This window comes from Brevibacillus sp. SIMBA_040 (assembly GCF_046535075.1).
Lineage (GTDB): Bacteria > Bacillota > Bacilli > Brevibacillales > Brevibacillaceae > Brevibacillus.
Map to the genome: position 1 here is coordinate 53,135 of NZ_JAWRXI010000028.1, position 10,499 is coordinate 63,633.

14 protein-coding genes are annotated in these 10,499 nt (G+C 47.2%); 12 read left to right on the plus strand and 2 right to left on the minus strand.

Annotated features, from left to right (window positions below; genetic code table 11):
• Positions 1-14: 14 nt before the first annotated feature.
• From rplQ to SB752_RS30000, 9 genes are all read left to right on the plus strand, one after another.
• Positions 15-374: a 50S ribosomal protein L17 gene (rplQ, locus tag SB752_RS29960; protein WP_410719084.1), complete on the plus strand. Its 360-nt coding sequence runs from the start codon at positions 15-17 to the stop codon at positions 372-374.
• A 186-nt stretch (positions 375-560) separates the two neighbouring features.
• A complete protein-coding gene (locus SB752_RS29965; protein WP_410719085.1) occupies positions 561-1,412 on the plus strand; it encodes an energy-coupling factor transporter ATPase in 852 nt (283 codons plus the stop codon).
• Positions 1,388-2,260: an energy-coupling factor transporter ATPase gene (locus SB752_RS29970; RefSeq protein ID WP_410719086.1), complete on the plus strand. Its 873-nt coding sequence runs from the start codon at positions 1,388-1,390 to the stop codon at positions 2,258-2,260. Before SB752_RS29965 ends, SB752_RS29970 begins: the two co-directional genes overlap by 25 nt.
• Before the next feature lie 2 nt (positions 2,261-2,262).
• Positions 2,263-3,060, plus strand: a complete 798-nt coding sequence (locus SB752_RS29975; RefSeq protein WP_410719087.1) for an energy-coupling factor transporter transmembrane component T family protein — start codon at positions 2,263-2,265, stop codon at positions 3,058-3,060.
• A complete protein-coding gene (gene truA, locus SB752_RS29980) occupies positions 3,057-3,791 on the plus strand; it encodes a tRNA pseudouridine(38-40) synthase TruA (RefSeq protein ID WP_410719088.1) in 735 nt (244 codons plus the stop codon). The genes SB752_RS29975 and truA overlap by 4 nt, the downstream gene beginning before the upstream one ends.
• Before the next feature lie 255 nt (positions 3,792-4,046).
• Positions 4,047-4,484 (plus strand): 50S ribosomal protein L13, encoded by a 438-nt coding sequence (rplM, locus tag SB752_RS29985; protein WP_410719089.1) that lies wholly within the window; start codon positions 4,047-4,049, stop codon positions 4,482-4,484.
• A 20-nt stretch (positions 4,485-4,504) separates the two neighbouring features.
• Entirely contained in the window at positions 4,505-4,897 is a 393-nt protein-coding gene (rpsI, locus tag SB752_RS29990; RefSeq protein WP_103110167.1) for a 30S ribosomal protein S9, read from the plus strand.
• Positions 4,898-5,017: 120 nt separating this feature from the next.
• Positions 5,018-5,734 carry an N-acetylmuramoyl-L-alanine amidase CwlD gene (gene cwlD / locus SB752_RS29995; RefSeq protein WP_410719090.1) on the plus strand — a complete coding sequence of 239 codons (717 nt, stop codon included), beginning with the start codon at positions 5,018-5,020 and terminating at the stop codon, positions 5,732-5,734.
• A 113-nt stretch (positions 5,735-5,847) separates the two neighbouring features.
• A complete protein-coding gene (locus SB752_RS30000; RefSeq protein ID WP_410719091.1) occupies positions 5,848-6,948 on the plus strand; it encodes a P-loop NTPase in 1,101 nt (366 codons plus the stop codon).
• A gap of 62 nt (positions 6,949-7,010) precedes the next feature.
• On the opposite strand, the gene gerD is transcribed toward SB752_RS30000, so the two are convergent.
• Positions 7,011-7,658 (minus strand): spore germination lipoprotein GerD, encoded by a 648-nt coding sequence (gene gerD / locus SB752_RS30005; RefSeq protein WP_410719095.1) that lies wholly within the window; start codon positions 7,656-7,658, stop codon positions 7,011-7,013.
• Between the two features lie 125 nt (positions 7,659-7,783).
• Here gerD and SB752_RS30010 point away from each other — a divergent pair, with 125 nt between their 5' ends.
• Positions 7,784-8,371: a KinB-signaling pathway activation protein gene (locus SB752_RS30010; protein WP_410719092.1), complete on the plus strand. Its 588-nt coding sequence runs from the start codon at positions 7,784-7,786 to the stop codon at positions 8,369-8,371.
• Positions 8,372-8,401: 30 nt separating this feature from the next.
• On the opposite strand, the gene pdaB is transcribed toward SB752_RS30010, so the two are convergent.
• Entirely contained in the window at positions 8,402-9,172 is a 771-nt protein-coding gene (gene pdaB, locus SB752_RS30015) for a polysaccharide deacetylase family sporulation protein PdaB (protein WP_410719093.1), read from the minus strand.
• Between the two features lie 125 nt (positions 9,173-9,297).
• Between pdaB and SB752_RS30020 the strand changes: the two genes are divergently transcribed.
• Together SB752_RS30020 and SB752_RS30025 are read left to right on the plus strand one after the other, a co-directional pair.
• Positions 9,298-9,951 carry a stage II sporulation protein M gene (locus SB752_RS30020; protein WP_410719094.1) on the plus strand — a complete coding sequence of 218 codons (654 nt, stop codon included), beginning with the start codon at positions 9,298-9,300 and terminating at the stop codon, positions 9,949-9,951.
• A 116-nt stretch (positions 9,952-10,067) separates the two neighbouring features.
• Positions 10,068-10,301 carry a hypothetical protein gene (locus SB752_RS30025; RefSeq protein WP_103110217.1) on the plus strand — a complete coding sequence of 78 codons (234 nt, stop codon included), beginning with the start codon at positions 10,068-10,070 and terminating at the stop codon, positions 10,299-10,301.
• Positions 10,302-10,499: the final 198 nt, after the last annotated feature.

Here is a 10,499-nt window from a genome sequence, read left to right on the forward strand (position 1 = left end):
GGGAGGTAAAGAACATGGCATACCGTAAATTGGGTCGTCGCAGCTCAGCTCGTAAAGCGCTGTTCCGTGACTTGGTAACTGACCTGATCATCAACGAGCGCATCGAAACGACAGAGATGAAAGCGAAAGAACTTCGCCCAATCGCTGAGAAAATGATCACGCTCGCGAAACGTGGCGATCTGCATGCTCGCCGTCAAGTTGCTGCTTTCGTTCGCAAAGAAGTTGCGAATGAAGAAGGCCGCGATGCTGTTCAAAAACTGTTCGATGAAATCGCGCCTCGCTTCAAAGAGCGCAACGGTGGATACACTCGTATCCTGAAAACCGGCCCTCGTCGTGGCGACGCTGCTCCAATGGCGTACATCGAATTCGTATAAGTCATCACAAGATATTGGTCGTTCTACTTGGGTACGGGAGCCTCTCCCGAACCTAGTAAACTACCGCGAAAAGGGTGGGGGCAGATCTGGTCATAGGCTGGACTCTGATTCAACCCTTTTTTCCTTTCTATCCGTTGTTTTGCTCGTTCGTTCCTTCGTAGGTAATGGGGAGGATGTGATAGCCTCATGAGTGAGGAGAGCTTGCTAGCGTTTCAAAATGTCTCTTTCGCTTACGATGATGAGGATGGCAAACGAGTACCCGTACTGAAAGACGTGGACCTCACGATCGAGAAAGGCTCTTTTGTATCTGTTCTTGGGCATAACGGGTCGGGTAAATCGACAATGGCCAAATTGATGAATGCCTTATTGCTTCCTGCTGGAGGTAAGGTGCTTGTCAGTGGCATGGATACTCAGAATGGAGAAGTGCTGTGGGAGATTCGGCAGCATGTTGGTATGGTCTTTCAAAATCCCGACAATCAGATTGTTGGGGCAACCGTGGAAGACGATGTGGCCTTTGGGCTCGAAAACATGGGTGTCGATCCCAAGGAAATGCGGCATCGCATTGATGAGACGCTGCTTTCTGTCGGCATGGAAAAGTACTTGTTAGCCGAACCGCATCGTTTGTCAGGTGGACAAAAGCAGCGCGTGGCTATCGCGGGGATTTTGGCAATGCGGCCTTCTGTCATTATTCTTGATGAAGCGACCGCGATGCTTGATCCGAAGGGAAGACAGGAAGTGCTGCTTTTGGCACGTAAGCTTAATCGTGAAGAAGGGATCACGATTGTCAACATTACTCACTTTCCCGAAGAGGCCATTTATTCGGACCGCGTCATCGTGATGAACGCTGGCGAAGTTTTGATGGAGGGTCTACCGAGTGAGGTATTCAGCCAGGTAGAGCGACTTAAGGAAGCAGGCCTTGATGTACCGTTCGTTGTACGGCTACGGCATGAGCTTTCTGCAAAAGGAATCGATCTACCATTTGTACTGCACCAAGAGGAGCTGGTGGAGCACGTATGCAAATTACTTTTGACCAAGTAAGCCATATCTATGGCAAAGGCACACCGTTTGAAAGAGTTGCCTTGCAAGATATATCCCTGACGATCCCATCCGGTTCGTTTGTGGGCATTATTGGCCAAACCGGCTCCGGCAAATCTACACTTATTCAGCACTTGAATGGTTTGCTCGCACCTTCATCAGGTCGTATTCTTTTGGGGGATGTGGTCATTACACCTTCGAAGCGACTACCTCACGCGCAGAGACGGGATATTGGGCTTGTCTTTCAATATCCTGAGCATCAGCTGTTTGAAGAAACGGTAGCCAAGGATGTCGCCTATGGACCTCTTAATTTTGATTTGCCCGAGGCGATGGTTGAGTCCCGTGTGCGTGAGTCACTAGAAGTTGTAGGTTTGGACTATGAATCGATCAAAGACCGCTCGCCATTTCACCTGAGTGGCGGTCAGATGCGCCGTGTGGCTATAGCAGGGGTTTTAGCTATGCAGCCCAAGGTGCTGGTCTTGGACGAGCCGACAGCTGGTCTCGATCCTGCTGGACGTAAGGCTATTTTAGAGGGAATTCATCGCATCCATGTGGAGCAGAGCCTAACTACATTGTTGGTGACGCACAGCATGGAGGAAGCCGCACGCTATGCCGACTATTTGCTAGTCATGGCTGGGGGTCAGGTAGTTTTACAAGGGAAACCGGACGAGATATTTATGCAGGCAGAGAGACTGCGTGCATTGTCTTTGGATGTACCAGAAACAGTCGCATTTGTTTCGAGCCTGAATCAATTGTTGCCGGGTGAAGCAAATCTGCAAAGCTCCCTGTATCGGGAAGAAGATCTGATAGCCCATCTCCTGGAACGGCTGTCCGTACCAAAGGGGGGCTAGGCATGCTGCAGAATATTGCAATCGGTCAATATGTGCCAGGAAAGTCGTTTCTTCACCGATCTGATCCACGAAGCAAACTGCTCTTTATCATCCTTTTTGCTACCTTGGTCTTTTTGGCGAATAATGCGATCTCCTACGCCATTCTCGTCGGCTTTACGTTGTTAACGGCAGTGCTGTCGCGACTATCGCTGTCCTATATTCTGAAAAGCCTGAAGCCGGTCTGGATTCTCATCGTGTTTACTGTTATTCTTCACATCTTCATCACCAAAGGTGGGGCGGTCTACTATCAGCTGGGATGGTTCACGATTGAAGAGAACGGTGTTCGTCAGGCTATCTTTATCTCACTGCGTCTAAGCTTGCTTGTGCTGATGAGCTCACTCTTGACGCTTACCACCTCTCCGATCGATCTGACAGAAGGATTGGAGCGCTTGCTGGGGCCTTTTGGTCGAGTAGGCGTGCCAGTTCATGATATTGCGCTGATGATGTCGATTGCGCTTCGTTTCATCCCGACCTTGATGGAGGAAACGGACAAGATCATCAAGGCACAGACTGCGAGAGGAGCCAACTTTACCAGTGGAAGTCTCGTGCGAAGAGCCAAAAGCTTAATTCCAATAGCCATTCCTCTGTTTATTAGCGCGTTTCGTCGGGCAGAAGAACTGGCGTTGGCGATGGAGGCTCGCGGCTATCGTGGGGGAGTAGGAAGAACGCGGTTGAACAAGCTCAGCTTTTCCTGGAGTGATGCCAGTGTGGCTATCGTAGGCGTTGTTCTGACACTGGTAATAGGGTGGTGGCGAGCATGAGGCGTCTGCGTTGCGTAGTGGGGTACGATGGTACTGACTATAGCGGCTTTCAAGTACAGCCTGATCAGACGACGATCCAGGGGGAAATTGAGGCTGCTCTAGAGCGGATTACCGGGGAAGAGATCCAGATACATGGTTCAGGTCGGACGGATGCCGGTGTACACGCACGCGGCCAGGTGATCCACTTTGATACGAATAGCCATATTCCAATAGATAAGTGGCGATTCGTGCTGAATAATCAGCTGCCGGATGCGATTGCCATCCGTTCCGTGGAAGAGGCCTCAGAGTCGTTCCACGCCCGTTTTGACGTCCAGGTGAAGGAATATCGGTACTGCATCGACAACGGTCCTGTAGCTGACGTATTTCGCCATCGCTACGCTGATCATATTCGCTTTCCGCTAGACGTGGTGGCGATGCAACAGGCTGCTCGCCATTTAGTAGGGGAGCATGACTTCACATCCTTTTGTTCTGCCAAGACCTTTGTAGAGGACAAGGTCCGTACTGTGTATGGGCTAACCGTCGAACGCTGCGGCGACGAAGTATGGGTAACCTGCAGAGGCAACGGCTTTTTGTACAACATGGTACGCATCATTGTGGGAACATTGGTGGAGGTCGGCCAAGGAAAACGTGCAGCTGATGAGCTGGCGGATATTCTAGCGGCCTGTGATCGCGAACGGGCAGGTAAAACAGCACCAGCAAAAGGGCTGACCATGTGGGAGGTCGTCTACTAGTACTTTGATTTCCAACTATTAGTCTTGGCGAAGGCACTTGACTATGCGTTCCCTATGTAGTACGATATTCCTTGGTATTTTAACCCCGCCTAGCCCCACTCTAGCCCCGGGATTGAAAGACAAGATCGTGATTATATGGAACACCTGGGAGAGTTGCTCACCCGTAACAGCAACAATCTTCCATTTGCAAGTCTCGTTGTTTTTGGTTATAAGTAGATGAACATGTTTGAGGTAAGATATTTAGGAGGGACAAAAATGCGTACCACATATATGGCGAAACCGCTCGAAGTTGAGCGTAAATGGTACATCGTTGACGCAGAAGGTCAAACGCTTGGCCGTCTGGCGAGCGAAGTAGCTTCTATCCTGCGCGGCAAATTGAAACCAGAATTCACTCCTCACGTTGACGCGGGCGATTTCGTAATCGTACTCAACGCTGATAAAGTGAAATTGACTGGTAAAAAACTGCAAGACAAAATCTACTACACTCACTCCCTGTATCCAGGTGGTTTGAAAAAGACCACTGCTGGCGACATGCTGAACAAGAGACCAGATCGTATGTTCGAACTGGCTGTAAAAGGCATGCTGCCTAAAAACAGCTTGGGACGTCAAATGTTCACCAAGCTGAAAGTATACGCTGGAACTGAGCATCCGCATGCAGCACAAAAACCAGAAGTTTGGCAAATTCGCGGTTAAGGTAAAGGGAGGAAATATACGTGGCACAAGTACAATACTACGGTACAGGTCGTCGTAAGCACTCCGTAGCACGTGTTCGCCTGGTTCCAGGTGAAGGTCGCATTTTGATCAACAAGCGTGAAATGGATACTTACTTTGGTTTGGAAACACTGAAATTGATCGTTAAACAACCACTCGTTCTGACTGAAACTCTTGGTCGTTACGATGTTCTGGTTAACGTAAACGGTGGCGGAACTACAGGTCAAGCTGGTGCTATCCGTCACGGCGTGGCTCGCGCTCTGCTGAAAGCAGATCCGGAATTGCGTGGCGCTCTGAAACGCGCTGGCTTCCTGACTCGTGACCCTCGTATGAAAGAACGTAAAAAATACGGCTTGAAAGCAGCTCGTCGCGCTCCTCAATTCTCCAAGCGCTAATATTGCTTTCGGATACAACCCCTTGTCTGTTCGCAGGCAGGGGGTTTTCTTTTTACGGGTATATTTGTCCATGTTTGTCCATATGATGGAACGAGAATGGGACAAAGGGGACGATACATCGTGACAAGAAAAGGAGTAGGCTGGATTCTTGCTTTTGCTTTGCTTATTTTGTTGTTCACTTATGAATCACCGGATCGTTCCTCCTGGATGGCTTGGTCATTGCCTTTGACGGGTACCGTTATTGCTATCGATCCTGGGCATGGAGGAAAGGATGGTGGCGCTGTCTCGAGTTCAGGGGATGTAGTGGAAAAAGAGGTAACACTTGCGATTAGTATGTACTTACGTGACTTTTTACAGCAGTCAGGAGCTTTTGTCGTGATGACGAGGGAAGAGGACAAGGATTTGGCTTCACCTGAGGCAGTTAAAGCAAAAAAACGAAAGTCAGAGGATATTCGTAACAGGGTGAAGCTCGTAAACGATAGTGCTCCGGACTTTCTCATCAGCATTCATGTCAATTCTATCCCTTCTCCCAAATGGTCTGGCGCGCAAACGTTCTATTCGCCCACGTTCAAGAAAAGCGAGGACGTATCCTTTTTGATTCAGGATGAAATTAAGAGGGTCATCGGGAATACGGACCGTGTTCCGAAAAAGACGGATAATGTATTTCTGATTCGCGAGGTGACCTGCCCTGCAGTATTAGTAGAGGTTGGATTCGTAAGCAATACAGAAGAAGCGAAAAAGCTCCAAACGGTTGAGTATCAAAAAGCGATGGCAAATGCGATCTATCAGGGGATCCTGCGGCAGTATTCCGGTGAAAAAGCGCCAGTTACACCTTGAGCGGGTGGTGCCTCGTGTTCCAGTCGCTCGAATATGCTATAATGAACCCGCAAACGTTATTGAAAGCACTGATATGCAATGATCGAAAAGAAGATAGATGAGGTGAACAACAGATGTTGACCAAAGAACAGATTTTAGAAGCACTACGTGATGTAAAGGACCCAGAAATCAACCGCAGTCTGGTTGAACTCAATATGATCCGCGATATTCACATTGACGGTGACACCGTTAGTCTCACTGTAGTTTTAACAATTACAGGCTGTCCGTTGAAGGCTAAGATCGAGGATGATGTGGTCGCAGCCATTCGAGCTTTGGGAGCTGCCAAAGTTAATCTGCAGTTCGGTGCCATGACAGATGAAGAGCGCGCTGCCCTGAGTGCACAGCTGCGAGGTGGGCAAGCCCAAACGCACAATATGACTCCTGGACAAGCTCCATTACTTAACCCGATTCTTGCGAAGGATTCGAACACGACCTTCATCGCGATCACGTCGGGTAAAGGTGGCGTTGGTAAATCGACTGTTACCGTCAATTTAGCAGTAGCCCTGGCTCGTTTGGGCAAAAAGGTTGGTATTATCGACGCAGACATTTATGGCTTTAGCGTACCGGATATGATGAACATCGACCAACGCCCAACGGTAATCGGAGAGACGATTTTGCCTGTTGAAAAGCAAAATGTAAAAGTAATGTCGATGGGCTTTTTTGTGGAAGACAATTCACCGATTATATGGCGTGGCCCTATGCTGGGTAAGATGCTGCGCAACTTTTTCTCCGAAGTGCACTGGGGTGAAGAACTGGATTATTTGCTCCTGGATCTGCCTCCTGGAACGGGCGACATGGCCTTGGATGTGCACACGATGATTCCGCAAAGCATGGAGATTGTTGTAACGACACCGCATGCTACAGCAGCTTTTGTAGCAGCTCGGGCAGGGGCTATGGCCAAACGTACAGGACACGAGATTTTAGGAATCGTGGAAAATATGGCTTGGTATGAGGCGAAGGATGGCTCCAAGGAATATGTCTTTGGACGTGGCGGTGGAGCCAAGCTGGCTGAAACCTTGGCGAGTGAGCTTTTGGCTCAAATTCCTTTGGGACAGCCAGATAATCATCCATCAGAGCCAGATTATTCACCATCGATTTATGGAGAAACAACTGAAATTGGTCAACTGTATCTCGAAATGGCCAAGCGTGTAGTGGAAAAGTGTGCGACAAAATAACACGATAAGAAAACTAGCGGAAAAAAAGGTGGGCTCTCATCACAGAGCTCACCTTTTTTCGTTCATTGGGAACCGCCGCCAGTTGCACCACCACCACCGCTGCTTCCTTTACCTCCGCCGCCTCCGCCTTTTTTCTTCGATTTCAATTCCTTAGGCTTCGTCATATCCTCGGAGACCTTTGTGAGCAGCTTCATCAGCTCTTCCTGAAATAGCGGGCTTTGCAATGATTCCTTCATGATTTGCATGGTTTGCTGACGGTAAGCCGAGCTTTTCATCAGATCCATCAAGTTTTTTTCAAATTCAGGATCCTTCATGATGTTCATGAGGTCCTTTTGGTATTCAGGGTCTTTCATTAAGTCTTTCATCAGCGTTTTTTGTTCGCTTTTCAATGACTTGGCCAGAGTGCTGGCGAACTTCGGATCTTTAAACGCCTCTTTGATGTGAGGACTATTCGGATTGGTCATACTCTGCACTAAAGTTGTTCGAACGGTGGACTCGTCCAGCATCAGGTTTTGCTTGAACTTATCGTCCTTCATCATTTTTTCAACCGATTTTTTTGCTTCGTCCGTCTGCAAAATGTCCAGCACCATGTCTTTGACGCTTTTATAATCAGGCTGAGACGAACTTTGCGCTTGTCCCCCGCTTGAGCAGCTGGTTATAACCAGACAGACAATTGCAAGGAATGAAATCGTTATTGCCTTCATTCTCATGGGGCGGACACCTCCTTCTTTACTCTGCCTATAAGTAAAGTGCGCAGTTTGTTTTGTTCTTACGCTAGTATTTTCTTGCATGCATTGGTACAATCATATTCGATGTGGATAGGAGGGAATGTTTGGTGAGTTTGCGTAAGTATGGCTGGCTTTTTATCACCACCCTGCTGCTTGGAGGGTTGGGCGGTGTTCTGGTTGCCTTTATTTTTGATTTGTCCAAGCTCCTTGAGGGCAGTATAGGCAACTTTTTTGTAGGGACACTGATGTATTTATTGTATGGAATGACCATCAGTATTGTCGCCCAGATGGGTTTTTTTGCGTATATGACGATAAATTATTTTGCCAAAACAATTTTCAAAACTCCGTCTATGTGGAAAAGTGTTCAAGCATTTCTTATCATTTTCGTGTTTTTTGATATGATTTACCTCCGCTACACGTCATTGGGTGAGGGTGGATCTATAGGTCCTTATTTTATTGAGCCGATTATTTTGTTAATCGTTGCAGTAGTAACCGCTTATGGGAAAGTAAGCTTAACAAATCGAACTGCATGGGTACCAACCCTGTTTTTTATGTATGTTGTGACTGCTCTGGAGTGGATTCCTGCGTTAAAAGAAAATGATGTACATGCTACACTGTCAATGCTCGTGCCTTTATTGTTCTGTAACGTATGGCAAGTGATGCAATTACATCGTCTGGTAAAAAGAGAAAGCTGACCTTATGGGGGTCAGCTTTTTTGTTTAACTCTAATTAATTTCCTTGCTCTGAACATTTGTCCCCGCAATTAGCTCGGATACGGTGACGAATTCATAGCCTTGCTCACGCAGCTTGTCGATGATGACAGGGAGGGCCAAATGCGTTTCCTTACATGAGTCACTGGCGTGCATGAGGACGATATCGCCAGGATGCGCTTTAGACAGGACATTTTTAATAATCGTTTCCGTACCTGGATTCATCCAGTCCTTGGAGTCAGTGTCCCATTGGATGACAGAATAGCCCATATGATTGGCAATTTGCAAAACACGCTTGTCAAGGTCTCCATTTGGCATGCGGATGAGCGTCGGCTTCTTACCCGTCATTTCCGTCAGAATAGTATCTGCCTTTCCGATCTGGGAGCGAATTTCTTCATCCGAATATTTGCTGTAATTATCATGCTTGTGCCCATGGGAACCGATCTCAAAACCGTCATCCTTTATCCTTTTGACGATTTCGGGATGGCGCTGGCTCCAAGGGGAGGAGAGAAACATGGTTGCTTTGTTTACTTTTTTCTCCTTTAAGACATCCAAAATAGGGATAGCGCGTGTTTCGCCCCAGCTGATGTCAAAGGTGAGAGCGATCTTTTTCTCTTTGGTGTCCACCTTGTAAATGGCCTGGGGAGCTTGAGGACTGGTACTTCCTGAAAATGCGGAAATCGTGTCTCGCTCTGCATAGCCGATTCCGGCAGCCATCAGAACGGCAGTCAAAATAATTAAGATCTGCTTCAAGCGTTTGGCACTTACGACGTAGATGAACTTCATGAAAGTGCACCTCCTTTGTCCGATAACAGTTTATGCATGTAAGACAAGGATATTCTTTGGTCAGTTGGGTATTGTTGAGGTACAATGCATATAGATAAATTACAGGCTGTAAAGGAGCGTGGCTCATGAAGAATCATCTTCGGCGTTTGTGGTTAGACAATCGACGCTTTTTCTTGGCTGCCTGCTTGATTTTTGTGGTAGGCGGCTTGATCGGATATTTCCAGGCACCTGCTGTGGAATCCATGGTGAGCAATCTGATGGAGCAGCTTAAGGAGGTAGCGGAGCGAATTAAAGAAAATGGTGGCGGAGTATTCGCTACATTTTGGACGCTTCTCTCCAACAACGTCCTGAGTGCATTAATGATGATGGCACTGGGATTATTCTTTGCTTTCTTTCCCATAATTGGAATGATGGCAAATGGCGTGCTGCTGGGATTTATTATCTCAAAATACAGTACTGTAGGGATCAGTCCCTGGCTAATCTTTAGTGCAGGCATTTTGCCGCATGGCATTTTTGAACTGCCAGCAGTAATGTTTGCAGCGGGGATTGGCATTCGATTAGGGGCACTGAGCTTCCGATCAGTTGGTGTTTTGTTTCAGCCTCACAAGCTGGACCGGTTGAAAAATGACTGGTATGATACGTTAAAGCAATTTCCGGTTGCAGTTCTGGTGGTTATTGTTTTGCTCGTAATAGCAGCGATCGTAGAGAGCGCAATTACGCCGTACATTCTCAAAGCCACAATAGGAGAGCAGCTGCAGCAGTTAAACTTGCTAAAATAATTCAGAGTTTGCCAACAAATTGAAGCCTTCCTAAACGGGAGGCTTTTAATTTTGAATAGGGTTGAATTTTGATGGAAAAGATAGTGGGTAGACTCGTAAGGCGGAGGGCGATAACGTTGCTGGGGTTTTTATTTAATACAAAAGAAGTACAAGAATTGGAGTATCTGTTGAAGCGTGAATTAGAAGAGATGCTTCTTGATTTTAGCGATAAACGCATTGATTATTTGGTGAAGCGGGCGATGGAGGAGAGGTACTCGATTATGTTCCGGATGTACGCCCGTATAGCCTCACCCAGTGAGCTTTCCAAGTATGTGAGACGTAGAAAGCTAGGAGAGGAACATTTCACTTGAAAACTTTTTCAAAAAACATATTGACTCAAATATAGGGGACGTGATAGATTAGTTCTTGTCCTTAAGACAACATCGTAAACACGATGAACGCGAAACGGACAATGAATACTAAGAATGCTCCTTGAAAACTGAACAGCGAAAGCGTTAATGAGTCTATCATTAAATGATTTGCCAGCTTTGAACCAGTAACAAACTTTA

What these genes read in the sequence shown, in the direction of transcription:
- rplQ (WP_410719084.1), top strand. Translation starts at nt 15, where the DNA reads ATGGCATACCGTAAATTGGGTCGTCGCAGCTCAGCTCGTAAAGCGCTG.
- SB752_RS29965 (WP_410719085.1), top strand. Translation starts at nt 561, where the DNA reads ATGAGTGAGGAGAGCTTGCTAGCGTTTCAAAATGTCTCTTTCGCTTAC.
- SB752_RS29970 (WP_410719086.1), top strand. Translation starts at nt 1,388, where the DNA reads ATGCAAATTACTTTTGACCAAGTAAGCCATATCTATGGCAAAGGCACA.
- SB752_RS29975 (WP_410719087.1), top strand. Translation starts at nt 2,263, where the DNA reads ATGCTGCAGAATATTGCAATCGGTCAATATGTGCCAGGAAAGTCGTTT.
- truA (WP_410719088.1), top strand. Translation starts at nt 3,057, where the DNA reads ATGAGGCGTCTGCGTTGCGTAGTGGGGTACGATGGTACTGACTATAGC.
- rplM (WP_410719089.1), top strand. Translation starts at nt 4,047, where the DNA reads ATGCGTACCACATATATGGCGAAACCGCTCGAAGTTGAGCGTAAATGG.
- SB752_RS30000 (WP_410719091.1), top strand. Translation starts at nt 5,848, where the DNA reads ATGTTGACCAAAGAACAGATTTTAGAAGCACTACGTGATGTAAAGGAC.
- gerD (WP_410719095.1), bottom strand. Translation starts at nt 7,658, where the DNA reads ATGAGAATGAAGGCAATAACGATTTCATTCCTTGCAATTGTCTGTCTG.
- pdaB (WP_410719093.1), bottom strand. Translation starts at nt 9,172, where the DNA reads ATGAAGTTCATCTACGTCGTAAGTGCCAAACGCTTGAAGCAGATCTTA.
- SB752_RS30020 (WP_410719094.1), top strand. Translation starts at nt 9,298, where the DNA reads ATGAAGAATCATCTTCGGCGTTTGTGGTTAGACAATCGACGCTTTTTC.